The organism is Syntrophales bacterium, from assembly GCA_023229765.1.
Lineage (GTDB): Bacteria > Desulfobacterota > Syntrophia > Syntrophales > UBA5619 > DYTH01.
Genome location: JALNYO010000001.1, coordinates 286,195 through 300,482 on the forward strand (window position 1 = coordinate 286,195; position 14,288 = coordinate 300,482).

The 14,288-nt window shown below is 51.1% G+C and carries 18 protein-coding genes; all 18 read left to right on the plus strand.

Annotated features, from left to right (window positions below):
- Window position 1 precedes the first annotated feature (1 nt).
- A complete protein-coding gene (gene flhF, locus M0P74_01490; GenBank protein MCK9362265.1) occupies window positions 2-1,174 on the plus strand; it encodes a flagellar biosynthesis protein FlhF in 1,173 nt (390 codons plus the stop codon).
- A 117-nt stretch (window positions 1,175-1,291) separates the two neighbouring features.
- Window positions 1,292-2,158 carry a MinD/ParA family protein gene (locus M0P74_01495; GenBank protein MCK9362266.1) on the plus strand — a complete coding sequence of 289 codons (867 nt, stop codon included), beginning with the start codon at window positions 1,292-1,294 and terminating at the stop codon, window positions 2,156-2,158.
- Window positions 2,159-2,211: 53 nt separating this feature from the next.
- A complete protein-coding gene (locus tag M0P74_01500; protein ID MCK9362267.1) occupies window positions 2,212-2,922 on the plus strand; it encodes a FliA/WhiG family RNA polymerase sigma factor in 711 nt (236 codons plus the stop codon).
- 10 nt (window positions 2,923-2,932) lie between these two features.
- On the plus strand, window positions 2,933-3,520 hold the full coding sequence (locus M0P74_01505) for a flagellar basal body-associated FliL family protein (protein ID MCK9362268.1): 588 nt from the start codon (window positions 2,933-2,935) through the stop codon (window positions 3,518-3,520).
- Between the two features lie 58 nt (window positions 3,521-3,578).
- Entirely contained in the window at window positions 3,579-4,349 is a 771-nt protein-coding gene (locus tag M0P74_01510) for a hypothetical protein (protein ID MCK9362269.1), read from the plus strand.
- Window positions 4,350-4,492: 143 nt separating this feature from the next.
- Complete coding sequence (locus tag M0P74_01515) at window positions 4,493-4,804, plus strand: hypothetical protein (GenBank protein ID MCK9362270.1); 312 nt, start codon at window positions 4,493-4,495, stop codon at window positions 4,802-4,804.
- Window position 4,805: 1 nt separating this feature from the next.
- The gene (locus tag M0P74_01520; protein MCK9362271.1) at window positions 4,806-5,279 is read left to right on the plus strand and encodes a DUF2802 domain-containing protein; all 474 of its coding nucleotides are present in this window, start codon (window positions 4,806-4,808) and stop codon (window positions 5,277-5,279) included.
- A gap of 17 nt (window positions 5,280-5,296) precedes the next feature.
- Window positions 5,297-6,421, plus strand: a complete 1,125-nt coding sequence (locus M0P74_01525) for a hypothetical protein (GenBank protein MCK9362272.1) — start codon at window positions 5,297-5,299, stop codon at window positions 6,419-6,421.
- 12 nt (window positions 6,422-6,433) lie between these two features.
- On the plus strand, window positions 6,434-6,709 hold the full coding sequence (locus tag M0P74_01530; protein ID MCK9362273.1) for an EscU/YscU/HrcU family type III secretion system export apparatus switch protein: 276 nt from the start codon (window positions 6,434-6,436) through the stop codon (window positions 6,707-6,709).
- Between the two features lie 384 nt (window positions 6,710-7,093).
- On the plus strand, window positions 7,094-7,804 hold the full coding sequence (locus M0P74_01535; protein MCK9362274.1) for a flagellar hook-basal body protein: 711 nt from the start codon (window positions 7,094-7,096) through the stop codon (window positions 7,802-7,804).
- A 37-nt stretch (window positions 7,805-7,841) separates the two neighbouring features.
- The gene (flgG, locus tag M0P74_01540) at window positions 7,842-8,624 is read left to right on the plus strand and encodes a flagellar basal-body rod protein FlgG (GenBank protein MCK9362275.1); all 783 of its coding nucleotides are present in this window, start codon (window positions 7,842-7,844) and stop codon (window positions 8,622-8,624) included.
- Between the two features lie 19 nt (window positions 8,625-8,643).
- Window positions 8,644-9,372: a flagellar basal body P-ring formation chaperone FlgA gene (flgA, locus tag M0P74_01545; protein ID MCK9362276.1), complete on the plus strand. Its 729-nt coding sequence runs from the start codon at window positions 8,644-8,646 to the stop codon at window positions 9,370-9,372.
- Window positions 9,373-9,392: 20 nt separating this feature from the next.
- Window positions 9,393-10,097: a flagellar basal body L-ring protein FlgH gene (locus M0P74_01550; protein MCK9362277.1), complete on the plus strand. Its 705-nt coding sequence runs from the start codon at window positions 9,393-9,395 to the stop codon at window positions 10,095-10,097.
- A 94-nt stretch (window positions 10,098-10,191) separates the two neighbouring features.
- Complete coding sequence (locus tag M0P74_01555; GenBank protein ID MCK9362278.1) at window positions 10,192-11,358, plus strand: flagellar basal body P-ring protein FlgI; 1,167 nt, start codon at window positions 10,192-10,194, stop codon at window positions 11,356-11,358.
- A 52-nt stretch (window positions 11,359-11,410) separates the two neighbouring features.
- Complete coding sequence (locus tag M0P74_01560; GenBank protein ID MCK9362279.1) at window positions 11,411-11,752, plus strand: rod-binding protein; 342 nt, start codon at window positions 11,411-11,413, stop codon at window positions 11,750-11,752.
- A gap of 56 nt (window positions 11,753-11,808) precedes the next feature.
- Entirely contained in the window at window positions 11,809-12,150 is a 342-nt protein-coding gene (gene flgM, locus M0P74_01565; GenBank protein MCK9362280.1) for a flagellar biosynthesis anti-sigma factor FlgM, read from the plus strand.
- A 184-nt stretch (window positions 12,151-12,334) separates the two neighbouring features.
- Window positions 12,335-12,871 carry a flagellar protein FlgN gene (locus M0P74_01570; protein ID MCK9362281.1) on the plus strand — a complete coding sequence of 179 codons (537 nt, stop codon included), beginning with the start codon at window positions 12,335-12,337 and terminating at the stop codon, window positions 12,869-12,871.
- 4 nt (window positions 12,872-12,875) lie between these two features.
- Window positions 12,876-14,276 (plus strand): flagellar hook-associated protein FlgK, encoded by a 1,401-nt coding sequence (gene flgK / locus M0P74_01575; GenBank protein MCK9362282.1) that lies wholly within the window; start codon window positions 12,876-12,878, stop codon window positions 14,274-14,276.
- The last annotated feature ends 12 nt before the right edge of the window (window positions 14,277-14,288 follow it).

The window sequence follows — 14,288 nt, forward strand, 5'->3', positions numbered from 1 at the left end:
TATGCAGGTAAAGAGATACGAAGCGTCCAATATCAAGGATATTCTTGTGAAAATTAAGCGGGAGCTGGGGCCGGACGCGATTGTTTTATCCACGCAGCAACTGCCGGGAGAAAAGGGCCGTATCGAGGTGCTGGCCGCAATCGATAGCGGCTTTGAAAAAAAGGATCTTGCCAGGATAGTTTCTCCGAGGGCGGGAAGCGGCCGCGCTTTTGCAGCAGAAAACGACAGCTTATTATCACTGAAAAACGAAATAAGGGAAATAAAGTCGCTGCTGGGCCAGACGGGAAGAGGGAAAATTGAAGCGGCGCTGGCCGAGATAAAAGAGGGAATGGATGCCGTTATTGACCTTTCGGGTTCCCGAATTTACGAAAAAAGCGATGTTATGGCCCGGATTTATTCAGAACTTGTCGGCCGCGGATTGTCGAAAAAGAGTGCGCTCAAACTGTTGGCCGAGATCAGCGGCGCGGTTTCCCCTCCGGAAGGAATGGATTTTAAGCGGGGCTGGCTGAAGGCTGAAGAGGCGCTGAAGAGGGCGTTTGTCAAAACCAGGCAGGAGGAAAAGCGGGTCAAGGTATTTCTGGGACCTACCGGCGTCGGGAAGACCACAACGCTGGCGAAGCTTGCCGCCCGGTACGCGCTTGAACAAAAAAAATCGGTTGGCCTGATTACCGCCGATACCTACCGGATCGGCGCTCTCGAACAATTGAAAACCTATGCGCAAATCATCGACTTGCCGCTGGCGGTTGCCGACTCAAGGGAAGCTCTGCACCGTGCCTTGAGGAGATTCGCAGACAAGGATTGCATCCTCGTCGATACCCCCGGCCGAGGGGGTGATGCAGGCAGTTATTTATTGAGACTCAAGGAGATGTTTTCCGGAGAAGCGGCGCCGGAGGCAAACATGCTTTTGAGTCTAACCGCGAGCCGGGAGAATATGATGGATGTTTTTGCCAGATTTGACGTCTTTGGCTGTGACCAGATAATATTTACGAAACTCGATGAATGCACCCATTTTGGCGCTATCTACGATATCAGCGAAAGAACCGGGAAGCCCATATCATACCTTACAACCGGTCAAAACGTACCGCATGATATAGAAAAGGCAAATCCCGACAGGCTTATGGAGCTGGTTTTCCAATCTTCATATTATGGCGGAGCAGACGTTTTACCTGTCTGATATGCTAATGTCGTCTGAAACCCTTCTGACGGCCAGCCGTCGCAAAAAAGGTGGAAAGACCGAAGCTTGATGTTTAAAAATGGAGGGACGCGCTTCATCGCGTCCGGGGAGCTGTAGATGGATCAGGCGGTGATGCTGAGAAAAATGAAAGGCGAAGCGGTTCTGGGAAACGGCAGGTCAGAATCGCCGGAGGGCGGGAGTCCCTCAAAAATAAGGGCAATTGCAGTTACCAGCGGCAAAGGCGGAGTCGGTAAGACCAATATAGCCGTCAATCTTGCCTTTTTTCTGACGCGGCTGCGCAAGAGGACGCTGATTCTTGACGCCGATACGGGGTTGGCAAATATCGATGTAATTCTGGGGTTGACGCCCGAATACAATCTTTATCATGTTCTGAAAGGGGAAAAAACCTTTTCCGAAGCGGTGCTTAAGGGCCCCGGCGGGATCATGATTCTGCCCGCCTCATCGGGGATAACGGAAATGGCGGAGCTTTCCGCCGGCCAGAAATTAACGCTGCTGGATGGATTAAGCGATCTTCGCCGCAGGCTTGATTTCATGTTTATTGACACGGCGGCGGGGATTGCCGGGAATGTCATGTATTTTAACGCCGCGGCGCGGGAAATTATCGTGGTCGTTTCGCCGGAGCCGACCTCCCTTACCGACGCTTATGCCCTGATTAAGGTGCTTTATCAGCGACATGCCAAAAAAAGGTTCCGTCTGATCGTAAATATGGTAAAGAGTCAAGCAGAGGCAAAAGAGGTTTACGGAAGATTAAGCAAGGCGACCGACCATTTTCTTAACCTGACGGTAAATTATCTGGGGCATATTGTCAGCGACGAAAAGGTTACGGAGGCTGTCCGCAGGCAGAAGGCGGTTGCAGAGCTGTTTCCTGACTCTCCGGCAGGCAGATGCATCCGCGAGATTGCGGAGAAACTGGCCGGTGAACACCCTGATTACGAGGACGACGGCAACATATCGTTTTTTTGAAACGGTTTTTCGCCGGCCGTCTATAGATGAGCGCCGAAATCCGGGGATTGGCAATGGATAAGAAAAGCCGGGACGAACTTATTGTAAAATATTGTCCATTCGTCAAGAATATCGTCTTGAGAATGGCGGCTAAATTTCCCATTGACCGAGCGGATATAGATGATCTTGTCAATGTTGGCATTATCGGCTTGATGGGCGCCGTCGAAAAATATGACGCCAAACGCAATGTCCAGTTTGAGACCTTCGCCTACCTGCGGATAAAAGGGGCGGTGCTGGACGAACTGCGCCAGCGGGATTGGGCGCCCAGATCGGCGCGCAGCAAGGACAGCCATATCGAAAAGGCCCTGTCCGAGCTTCAGAAAGAACTGGGGCGGCAGCCGGAGGAAGAAGAAATAGCCGGTTATATGGGCGTTTCAATAGAGGAATATCACGAGCTCCTCGGCGACGCCCGCGGCGTTTCCCTCTTAAGCGCAGAGGATCTTCCCCCCGATTATCTCGAAAAGCACAGCTCCGCGGAGGCGCTGGAGTCTCTCCAAAACGACAATCCCCTGCGAAACCTGCTCGGCGGCGAGCTGATGGCCGGCTTGAAAAAATCCATAGACGCGCTGCCGGAAAAAGAGCGGCTGGTGCTGTCCCTTTATTACTACGAGGAATTGACGATGAAAGAGGTCGGCCGGGTCATGGAATTGACGGAATCCCGGGTTTGCCAGCTTCATGCCCAGGCTGTGCTGCGGCTGAGGAGTTTGGTAAAGGATTATCGCTAAAGAGAAGAAAATGACAAAAAAAGTCAGTCTGGACACGCTTGATATTGAAGAACCAACAATCTCTACCAATGAAAGAGGCTTGAAGGAAGAAGAGCAGCCGCAGAAGCCTCCTGCTCGGTGGTATCGCTCCCGGTTGTTTATAATATCAGGCGCGGTTTTTTTCGTGCTTGTCTGCACAGGCCTGGCCCTGTTCTTTTTTATGGGCGCGCCCAGGGAGGCGTCTCGTCCCGCGCCTCAAGCGGTTTCCCACGGTGCTGCGGGCGCTCCCGGCAAAGTTGGCGTTATCGGCCGGCCAGGGATCATTGTCGAGGAGGTAAAGGATTTTCTGATTCCGCTCAAAGAAGGCAATAGAGACATCCGAATTTTGTCTATGGATTTGGTGTTGGAAATGGATTCTGCTCGCCAGGGACTGTTCCAGGAGAAGGTTGTTCTCATCAGAGGGGCGATATATAAAGCTGTTAACGGGACAGCGGCGGAGATTACCAGAAGTAAAGAGGGGATTGAAAAAGTGCGGGCAATAATCATCGATTCTTTGGAAACGCTTCTGGGAAAAGGTTTTGTAAAGAACGTCTGGGTAACCAAATTTGTTGTATTGTAACCCCGATTTTGATATGTTCGCCGCAGTATTTTTCTAATCAGGGCAGGGGTGAACGGCAATGGATAACAACGGTCTTTACGAAAAACTCAACGAGCTTTTTCTTGGCGACATTATGGCGAGGATAATCCCCGGGGCTATTCATAACCTTGCCAACCCGCTCGGCGGCATAATGGGCAGAGTCCAGTTGATGAAGGCGCGCGTCGCGAAGAGTTTCAAGAGCATCGAGTCGCTTCATCCAGAATTATACAGGGAACTTAGACTCGACAGGATAAAAAATGACGTCGTCATCCTTTCCGGAGAATCGGAAATGATGCTTTCGATATTCAGAAACTTCGAGGGGAAGATTTTAGCCCTTTCCGCGCGCGGGCAGGAAAAACTCGACATATCCAAACTGATCGAAGCGGAGATGAAATTTGCCGATTTCTATCTTGATTTTAAGCACGACGTCAATAAAAGCATGACGTTTAAAGATAATGTGCCTGAGATTTACGGGGAGAGGGCCGGTTATTCCCTTTGCCTATCGGCTTTGATCAATTCCGCCCGGCAGAGAATGGCGAATATGCCGGAAAAGGAGTTGACGGTTGCTGTCGATTACGATGATGTTGAGATCCGTATAGTTTTTCAGGACAGCGGCGAAGAGATTGCCGGCACCTATTACAAGCGCTCTGGTGGGGAAGGAGTTATGCCCGATATAAAAGCGTTTCCTGTTGCAGAACATGGTTTGTTTTATGCCTTTATGCTTCTTAAAAGCTACGGTTTCCAGATAGAAGTGGTTGCCCGTAGCGGGCGGAACATCATTTCGCTGCGCCTGCCTTACAAGATAATTTAATCGAATACGGCCATTTAAAAGGCCCTTTCCCCGCATAATATGTACAAGTGCCGTAAGGTATTAAAGATTTTAGTTTTGTATGTCGATAACGCCTGTGAAGGGTAAAAACTCATTTTTTGTCCATAATTGCAGGAGGAGCTGCGGTGATTAAGGCGATAGATGCGCAGCAGGTTATTATTCAGACAGAAAAGGCCAACCGGGTTCAGCAGGTGGATCGGCAGCACCCGGAGATGCAGCAGCGGTATCTGGATATCCAGGCACGGGAAGAAAAAAAACTGCTGCAGAAGGCGATAAAGAGTTCTGAAGAAACTGAGCGTGCCGTTATCAGGGACGAGGAGCAAAAAGAGAACCGTCGGGAACAACAGGGCCGACAGGGGCAGGCGTCAGACAGCTTTGGCGAAAATGAGGAAGAGGATATGCCGCAAGAGGGAGGGCATATCAACATCAGAGTGTGAAATGAGCATTCCCACGATATTTGCGTTGCAGATCATTGCCGATTTAATTTTTTGTCTAATTATAGTTTTTTTACTGGCGCGCTTGCGGAAGTCTTTTGACCGGGAAAAGAGCCCGGCTATCGACCAGGAATTGTTTCTGAAGCTGCAAAATTTGATAAACCAGTCTCAAGGCGACTCGGAGAGATTTCTCGGCAGCCTCGATGAAAATTGTCGGCGTTTTGAAAAATTGGCACTCAGTCTCGAAGCCCGGGAAAAACAGCTCGCGGCGCTCCTCAAAGAGATCGACCTGAAAATAGGGCAAAGCGAGCCCCCCAAGCGGAATAATCCGGAGGCAGCAGGCGACAGAGATTATACGTCCATCGCCGGGCTTTTGAAGCGCGGTTTGTCTGTCGAGGAGATTGCGGAGCGCACGGGCGTCCCCTCTGGGGAGATATCCCTTATCGTCGATCTGGAAACCCTGAAAAAAAGTGAATAATGATGCCTTCCATACAGATGCCGACAATTTCTCTTTACTCTGCGGAGGGGACATCCGGGGCCGGTAAGACGACAAGTTCGGCGTTGCCGCTTTCTTTGGGGGAGACCGTGGAGGCGGTTGTTGATGCCAAAACAGGAACATCCCGTTTTCTTTTGACAATAAAGAACGGCAGTTTATCCGCGAACTCCGAACTTCCCCTTGCCAAAGGCGAAAGGCTTACAGTCCGGGTTGAGCAGCTCCAGCCGCAGGTTGTCCTCAGCATCGTCCAGCGCGGGGATCAGTCCTCTTCAATAATAAGCGGCTATGCCGCTTACAGCAGCGCCAACCCGGAGGCGCTGCGGGATATATTTGCGTTGGGGCGGGAGCTTTTCAGCGAAGGCTCTCTTCTGAACGCGCTTTCGGACAGCGCAAAAAAAATTATTGGGAAAATCGCCAATATTCTTGATTCATTGATGTTGTCTCCCGCGCCTGGAAAGGATCAATTTTCGTTAAAAAACTATCTGACCAACCTCGGCATGTTTCTGGAATTTGATTTGCGGCAGGTACTTGCAGGCAAAAAGGATTTAAAAAATCTGAAGCAGGACTCTCTGAAGGGATTGCTGCAGCAACTTTCGACGGAATTGAAGGCGCAGCAGGGGAAGGAAAACAGCCCGGATAATCTTAAAACTCTGGCGAGGCTGCTTGAGTTTTCGGAAAAGGCCATTAAGACGATTGAAGGAAACCAGATAATCAATATGCAGTCTGCGGCAAAGGAGGGAGAACTTTTTTTCCAGATACCCGTTTTTTTGCAAAATGACGTCCGAACGGCCGATTTGTTCATCAATACGGAAAAAGAAAAAAATGACGCGAGCGGAGGCAAGCGGTATCAGGTCGTCATGTTTTTAAGTCTGGACGCCCTGGGCGAGATGATGGTCGATGCCTCTTTAAATGGCAACAAGCTTGGCTGCGTGCTAAAATTTGCAGAGCCTGCGGTCCAGGAATTTGTCTCCGGCTTTACCCAGGAATTGGAGAAAAATATCAGAGAGATTGGCTTTGCCGATGTTTTTCTGAATTGTGTTCAGAGCGATTCCATTGCCAAGGCCAAGGGCGAATGCTACCAGGAGCTTTTTTTAGACCGGGGCGCGGTTAATGTTTTTGCTTGAGGAATAATCTTTATGCCGTATCAAAAAAAAATGATTGAAGCTGCGGCTTTGCAATATGACAGCAAAAAGGATGTCGCCCCGCGCGTGACGGCTAAAGGCAAGGGGATTATTGCAGAAAAGATCATTGAGCTGGCAAAAAAAAACAATATCCCGATAAAAAGCGATCCGGCCCTCGTGCAACTGTTAAGCAAGGTCGATATTGAGGAACAGATCCCCCTGGAATTGTACAAGGCCGTAGCCGAAATTCTGGCCTTTGTCTATTCGATGAACGAAAAAAGGCGGGTCTGATGGCGATGCTTTTGAAATGTGTCGCATCTCCGTAACGATTTAGCACTTAAAAAAGATTGTCATCCCCGAGTGTCTCTATCCCCGATTTTTACGAGTTCGTTAATGCTGCCCCGGGGGAAATTTTTTCCCTTTCTTCATTCTGTTCGGCCTTTTTCTTTTCCTGTAATCCGACAAAAAGCATCTGAAAATCTTATCCCGGATTATTTCGCTGACTGCGCTTATTTTTAAAATTGCGCGCAACTCGCAGCTTTTGCCGCTGAGTAGTGGGGAGTTTGTCTTCGTTCGTGGTTGTGAAGGATGATCTACAGGCCCCTCTTTGTCCAAGGGTGATTGCTTACGGCATGCTGTTTGCATTGAGGAAGCGAAAACAGTGGGGAGGCGATCATGGGTTTTGGGGTTATTGACGTGGCAAAGGTTGGTTCGGAAAAGATTTATCAGCTTGACTCAATCGCTAATAATCTTGCCAATTCATCTACTTCCGGCTTTAAAATGGAGAATTTCTATCCGGGCGCGCCCACCGCTGCAGATGCCAAAGAGGGGCCTGTTCCCGTCGCTTCCCGCGCCATCGTGGATTACAGCCAGGGGATGCTCAAGGAAACAGGCAATGTGCTTGATCTGGCAATAGAAGGGGGAGGTTTTTTTAAGATTCAGACCAAGGCCGGGACGGAATATACCCGCAAGGGGAGTTTTACCCTCGACAGCCAGAGCCGTATGACGACTTTGGCGGGCGGATTGGTTATGGGAGACAAGGGGCCGATTACGGTATCGGTAAAGGATTTCTCCATTGACCCCGGGGGAAATGTAATGGTGAACGGCGCGCCGGCGGACAGACTGAGCATCGTCAGTTTTGACAACCCCAAGGCGCTGGCGAGAACCAAGGAAGGCATGTTCCGGGATGAGGGAACGGCGGGTGCAAAAAGGGTTGCGAACCCTGATATCAAGTCGCACATGCTGGAGATGTCGAATGTAAATGTTTTCAAGGAGATGGTAGGGATGATCGATGTCCAGCGCGCCTTTGAATCATATCAGAAGATTATCCAGACAATTACAGATATGGACAAACTGGCCGTCAGTAGAATTGGAAGATTGGCTTAAGCTCGGCATAAATATATAAATAATTCAGGAGGTTATTATGATCAGGTCTTTATGGACGGCGGCTACCGGAATGGGGGCGCAACAGCTTGAACAGGATATTATTGCCAACAATCTGGCCAATGTCAATACGGTGGGATTCAAGAAATCCCGAGCGGATTTTCAAGACCTTATGTATCAAGTGCTGACCAAGTCCGGTTCGCAGACATCAGCGGGGAACCAGCTTCCGGCGGGTATCGAGGTTGGCTTGGGGGTGAAGCCGACGGCAACGCAAAAGATTTTTACGCAGGGCGATTACAAGCAGACGGGGAACCAGTTTGATTTTGCGATCGAGGGAAACGGCTTTTTTCAGATCGATAACAACGGCCGCACCGCCTACACACGAGCTGGCAGTTTCAAAATTAATCGGGACGGGATCGTCACCAATACCGAGGGGTTGAAGGTAACGCCGGAGATATCCGCACCTCAGGGGACGGTTGCCTTTACCGTTGACAGCGGCGGCACCTGGACCGCCAGTGACAATACGGGCGCGGCGCTGGCTACGGGCCGGATCGAGCTTGCCGATTTTCTGAACCCGGCCGGTTTGACAAGCCTCGGCCGAAATCTTTACGATAAAACCGAGGGCTCCGGCGAACCGTTTGCCGGAAATCCCGGGGAAAATGGATTCGGCACGGTTACTCAACGTTTTCTGGAAATGGCCAATGTCAGCGTCATTGACGAAATGGTCAGCATGATCGTCGGGCAGCGAGCCTACGAAATAAATTCCAAATCTGTTCAGACCGCCGACAGCATGTTGGGAATTATCAATAATTTGAAGAGATAGCCGGGAAACTGGTATAAAAATGGGCAAATTGTTTTTACAATTGAAACGATATCAAGTGGGCGCGTTTATTCTGATAGTGTTATCGCTGCTCTCCGCGATGCAGGTGCAGGCGGCAACGGTTGCGGCTGAAGTTATAAAGGCGGCGGTAACGGGCTATGTGGAAAAAAACAGCCGCTGGCCGGCTGGTTGTGTTCGCGTCTCTTTTCGGTCGCATGTGGCGGATGAGGAATTGCCTGTTTCTGCCGTGTCATTGCGGGTGACCAGCCGCCCTGGCGAGGATTTTCTTGATTATTCGGCATTAACCGTTGGTTTTTACTCAGCGGGGAAATTGCTGCGGGAAAGGTCGGTAAGCGTATCCATGGAGGTGCTTACAGATGTCGTGGTGAGCGCCCGGTCACTGCCGAGGAACCAGATTATCCAATCCGGCGACATGTATGTTCAGAAGCGGTGGCTGAAAAGAGTGCCGGCGAACCTGGCGACTTTATCGGAAGCGGCAGGCAAGGTTTTGACTATGACCCTTGGCGCCAACAGGGAAATTACAAGAAATCTGCTCAGCGAGCCGACCCTGGTAAAAAGGGGAAAGGTCGTGAGGATTTTGCTTGATAACGACGTTCTGATGATTGCCGCAATCGGGTTGTCGGAGGAGGAAGGACGTAAGAATCAGATCATCCGGGTAAAGAACCTCTCCTCCAACAGGGTAATTTACGCCAAGGTAACGGGCGGCGACACCGTCCGGGTGGATTTTTAGGAGAAAGAAGGTTGAACGTGATGGAAAAGGTAATTATGCGAATGTCCGGTATCGTTTTGGTGTTTGCTTCTTTGTTGTTGGCTGGGTGTGCCTCGAATAACGACAATGTTCGTCATGCACCCCCGATTCCCCCCACCCCGCAGGCGGAGGCCCGGCTTGCCGAGCCCGGTTCGATCTGGCCGGGGGAGGGGTCGAGAAACAACCTCTTTGCTGACAACAAGGCGAGATATGTCAACGACATCGTGACCATTGTCGTTAGCGAAGTAACGCAGGGGACAAGCAAGGCCAGCACCAATACCAGTCGTGACTCCAGCACAACCGCGGGGATCACCGGGCTGCTCGGGCTTGACAAATCGCTCCAGGCGATGAATGCCAAATTGAATCCGTCGATTCAGGTCGGAGGCTCGGCATCCAACTCGTTGAAGGGGGTGGGAGATACCTCACGGGGAAGCACTTTTACAACAAAGATTACGGCCCGGGTGGTGAAGGTGATGGACAACGGCAATCTGGCCATTGAAGGGTGGCGGCAATTGAAGATGAACGGCGAGAGCCAGTACGTGGTGATCAGAGGCATCGTCCGTCCCGATGATATTACCTCCGACAATCTTATCTCCTCCCAGTACATTGCCGACGCCCGGATAGATTATGTCGGCGACGGCGTTATCAATGACAAGATGAAGCCCGGCTGGCTGACCAAGGTAGTCGATTATGTCTGGCCGTTTTAAGCAGGGAAAGATTGGAAGAGCCCCGCGACGGGGAAAGGGCAGTGATGGTTTTTATCGTTATACTGGGCCCGTTTTGGGCACGGAGGTTGGAAAAATGAAAAAGGGAAGAGTGTTCTTCATCATAGCCTTAGCGGGTTTTGCACTGTTTTCCGGTACGGTTTCCCATGCGGCCCGGATCAAGGATATTGCGGGTATAAGCGGCGTCCGGGACAATCAGTTGATCGGGTACGGTCTGGTTGTCGGTCTCGCGGGCACGGGAGACGACGTCAAAAACGGCTTCACCGCCGAGACGATAAAAAACATGCTGGGCAAGCAAGGCATCGCGATGCGGGACAAGACGATCAAGGCGGACAACGTCGCGTCGGTTATGGTGACGGCGATTTTGCCTCCCTTTGCGAAGGTGGGTGGCGGGCTTGATGTTCTCGTTTCGTCGCTGGGCAATGCGAAGAGCCTGTACGGGGGCACGCTTTTGATGACGCCGCTTAGAGGCGCCGACGGGGCTGTTTATGCGATCGCCCAGGGATCCGTTGTTTTGGGCGGATTTGCCGCCGGCGGCGGGGGAGGCTCGAGCGTCAAAAATCATCCGGGCGCAGGAAGAATTGCCGGCGGCGCATCCGTTGAGCGGCAGCTTCGGTACGATTTTGAAAAAAGCGGTATCCTGACGCTAAACCTCTTCAACCCGGATTTCACCACCGCCTCCCGCCTGGCGGCGGCAGTCAACGGCGCGATCAAAAATGTGACGGCCAAAGAGCTTGACTCCACCTCGGTATCATTGGCTCTGCCCCAAAGTGGGACAGTGAACGTGGCCGAACTGGTTTCGCAAATTGAAAACCTCGATGTGCCGGTGGATTCGCGGGCGGTTGTCGTCATGAACGAAAAAACCGGAACCGTGGTTATGGGCGACAATGTCCGGATCTCAACCGTGGCCGTTGCCCACGGAAACCTGAGCATCCAGATCAAGGACGAGGTAAAGGTTTTCCAGCCGCAGCCGTTCGCCCCTTCCGCTCGCGGAGAGGGCCCTGTCAGCGGCAAGGGAGGGGATGTTATTGTCGCCCCCGGCGGACAAACCGTTGCTACAACGGAGCGGACGACTACGGTTGACGAGGAGAAAAAGCAGTTGATGGTTGTCCAGGCGGGTGTTACCATTCAAGATGTCGTCCGGGCGCTCAACGCCGTCGGGGTTACCCCGCGCGATCTGATCACGATCATGCAGACCATTAAGGCGGCCGGCGCCCTGCAGGCGGATCTGAAAATTATTTGACAAGTCTGATAATTGGGATTAAGTGTCAGACGACAGACCACGAGGGGTTATTATGGGAGACGGCATTGTTGATATAAAACAGGTTTTATTCCCGGGCAGCACAAAGACAGCCGCTGCCTCCCAAAAAATGCAGGAGCGGGCGGCGAAGGAGGCGGAGCTGAAAAAGGTCTGCGCCGATTTTGAATCGATCTTTATTTACAATATGCTGCAAAAAATGCGGAGCGCCGTCCCGAAAAGCGGTCTTTTGCAGGAGATGCAGGGTAAAGAAACCTACAACTCGATGATCGATCAGAAGGTTGCCGAGGATTTGTCCAAGAACGGCGGGTTCGGCCTGCAACAGATGCTCTTCGATCAGATAACCGCCACCGACAAAAACTTTCAGGAGAAAAATTAAAGTTTGTCGGGGAAGCTGCCGATAATATGTTCAAAGGTTGTGAAAGGAGCTGAAGCATGGGAGTTGGCGATATAAAAAATGTGACTTCGCAGGCGGCAAGTTATTATGAGAAGAACAGCGGCGCAAGCGGTGTGGACGCCGGCGCCAGGCAGACGGGTGCGGGTCAGGCTCTCGACAGGTCTGCAGGAACCGCCTCTTCCCCGAATGTAACGGTTGATATTTCCGCTAAATCACAGGATTTTGTCAAGATTAAAAATGCCGTGGCACAGCTTCCCGAGGTGCGGGAGGAAGTGGTGCAGGCATTGAAGACGCAGATAGAAACCGGCTCTTATAAGATCGACAGCGCCAAAATCGCGGGGAAGATGGTACAGGAGTCTCTGCTGGACATCTTTGCCTGATTTGCCTCTGCTGCTTTAAGGAAAAAATTTCCCTTCATAAAGACAAAAATTACCCCTTCTATAGTTGATAAGCTCTTAAATATCCTCCCGGCCTCTGGCGGGGCCGGCCATAACTGGGGTTTACGCGGAAGCTGGATTATGGCATGAGGCTTGCTTTTGAAAATACCCAAGGGGGAACGATATTTTGGATATTGGGCAGGGTTTAAAAAAAGCGGCTAATTTTGAGCTCCTTCTTAATTCCTTGCTGTCGGTAATTGAACAAGAGATTGATGTTTACCGGGAGTTGGGGAAAATCATTGCTGAAGAAGCAGACGTTCTGATGAAGCCTGGGCTCGATTCCATAGCGGCCAGCAATGCCAAAAAGGATGACTGCGTATTTAAAGCCCGGCTGCTGGAGGAAGAGCGGTCGAAACTCGTGCGAGACATTGCCTGGGCTCTGGGGAAAAAAGGAAAGGAAATTAATTTTACAGTTATTTCCGCCTATTGCGATGCAGGTCGCGCCGCCCAGTTGGAGTCTCAGCGCCAGATTCTTTTTCCCCTCATCAAGGCGATAAATGAAGCGAATGCAAAAAATATGGGTTTGCTCGATTTTTCTCTTTCCTATGTGCGCGGTTCTCTTGATTTTGTCAATAATCTCCTGTCGGCCGGCGCCAATTACGAACGTACGGGGCAGCTCAAAACGGACAGCCTGCAAGGCCGGGTAGTCAACAGTAAAGGGTGACGAAATGTCTCTAAACAGCGTTCTGAATACGTCCAAGGATAGTTTGCTGACCTACCAGTTGGCAATAGGTTTGACTGGTTCAAACATAGCGAATGTAAACACGCCCGGATATTCCCGTCAGAGCCCTATTTTGCAGACCGTCGGTTCCGCTGACGTCGCAGCAACGCGCGCGCAGTTCAGCGTCAATGTGTCCGGCATTGCCCGAACTTATGATAAATATCTCGAAAATCAGATAGTTGATCAGGCTAAAACCGTGGGATACGGCGAGGCGAAAAGCGATGTACTCGATAGGATAGAAGGGATTTTTCAGGAGAGCAGCGGGGGGCCAAGCGACTTGTTGAATAAGTTCTGGAACGCCTGGGAAGAGGCTTCGGCAAATCCCGGGCAGCAGGCGGCAAGAAATGCCCTGCTTTCTGTGGCCGGGAATCTCACCGCGACGATTCGCAGGATTGACAGCGAGCTTACGCAGGTTGTGACGGATGCGGGAAGCAGGATCGACGACGTGGTTTCACAGATAAATATAACTCTTTCCAAAATTGCGGATTTAAACAGTAAAATAACAAGTTATGCAGAAGACAGGGGCGATGCCAATACCCTTAAAGACAGTCGGACGGAGCTGTTAATGAATCTGAGCGACATGCTTGATATAAGCTACACAGAGGATGACAAGGGGAACGTAAATGTTTTTCTGCCCGGCGGCCAGTCTTTGATTCTCGGCTCTAAAAGCTGGCAGCTTGCGGTGGAGACTCAAGGAGGGACAGTAAGCGATATAGTATATGCAGACAACTCCGATAAAAGTTTGAAAAACGCGATCGTTTCCGGAGAAAAAGGCCGGCTTGCGGCGCTGGTCGAGGTCGGCGATACCCTTGTGCCCGGTTATCGGGACAAGCTTGACTCCTTTGTGGCGAAACTTGTTTCCGAGGTGAATGCGCTCCACAGGCAGGGTTATGATGCCAGCGGCAATGTCGGCGGTGATTTTTTTGACCCGCCAGCCGCCCCGGCAACGGAAGTTGACGCCGGCAGTTTCCGGGTAAGCGCCGCGATTGTTTCTGACTTCAACAAAATTGCCGCCGCGTCAACTGTCAACGGCGATGGAGAAAACGCCCTTCTCATCGGACAGATCCGGGAAAAATCGGTAATGAGCGGGGGCACTTCTACCCTTAACGACTATTATGGCTCCCTGGTCGGAGAGATCGGGCAGGATGTGGCTGATGCGAAAAATAACGTGGACTACCGCACCTCCGTGATGACGCAGTTGACCAACAGACGAGAATCCGTATCGGGGGTCTCGCTGGACGAGGAGATGATGAATCTTATCAAGTACCAGATGTCCTACAATACGTCGGGGAAACTGGTAAGCACGGTCAATGAAATGTTGGCTACTTTGATGCAATTGGTTAATTAGTTTAAGAGGATT

Coding starts and splice junctions, on each gene's coding strand:
- M0P74_01510 (MCK9362269.1), top strand. CDS start 3,579: ATGGATAACAACGGTCTTTACGAAAAACTCAACGAGCTTTTTCTTGGC.
- flgG (MCK9362275.1), top strand. CDS start 7,842: ATGATCAGGTCTTTATGGACGGCGGCTACCGGAATGGGGGCGCAACAG.
- flhF (MCK9362265.1), top strand. CDS start 2: ATGCAGGTAAAGAGATACGAAGCGTCCAATATCAAGGATATTCTTGTG.
- flgK (MCK9362282.1), top strand. CDS start 12,876: ATGTCTCTAAACAGCGTTCTGAATACGTCCAAGGATAGTTTGCTGACC.
- M0P74_01535 (MCK9362274.1), top strand. CDS start 7,094: ATGGGTTTTGGGGTTATTGACGTGGCAAAGGTTGGTTCGGAAAAGATT.
- M0P74_01495 (MCK9362266.1), top strand. CDS start 1,292: ATGGATCAGGCGGTGATGCTGAGAAAAATGAAAGGCGAAGCGGTTCTG.
- M0P74_01525 (MCK9362272.1), top strand. CDS start 5,297: ATGCCGACAATTTCTCTTTACTCTGCGGAGGGGACATCCGGGGCCGGT.
- M0P74_01520 (MCK9362271.1), top strand. CDS start 4,806: ATGAGCATTCCCACGATATTTGCGTTGCAGATCATTGCCGATTTAATT.
- flgM (MCK9362280.1), top strand. CDS start 11,809: ATGGGAGTTGGCGATATAAAAAATGTGACTTCGCAGGCGGCAAGTTAT.
- M0P74_01500 (MCK9362267.1), top strand. CDS start 2,212: ATGGATAAGAAAAGCCGGGACGAACTTATTGTAAAATATTGTCCATTC.
- flgA (MCK9362276.1), top strand. CDS start 8,644: ATGGGCAAATTGTTTTTACAATTGAAACGATATCAAGTGGGCGCGTTT.
- M0P74_01560 (MCK9362279.1), top strand. CDS start 11,411: ATGGGAGACGGCATTGTTGATATAAAACAGGTTTTATTCCCGGGCAGC.
- M0P74_01505 (MCK9362268.1), top strand. CDS start 2,933: ATGACAAAAAAAGTCAGTCTGGACACGCTTGATATTGAAGAACCAACA.
- M0P74_01530 (MCK9362273.1), top strand. CDS start 6,434: ATGCCGTATCAAAAAAAAATGATTGAAGCTGCGGCTTTGCAATATGAC.
- M0P74_01550 (MCK9362277.1), top strand. CDS start 9,393: ATGGAAAAGGTAATTATGCGAATGTCCGGTATCGTTTTGGTGTTTGCT.
- M0P74_01555 (MCK9362278.1), top strand. CDS start 10,192: ATGAAAAAGGGAAGAGTGTTCTTCATCATAGCCTTAGCGGGTTTTGCA.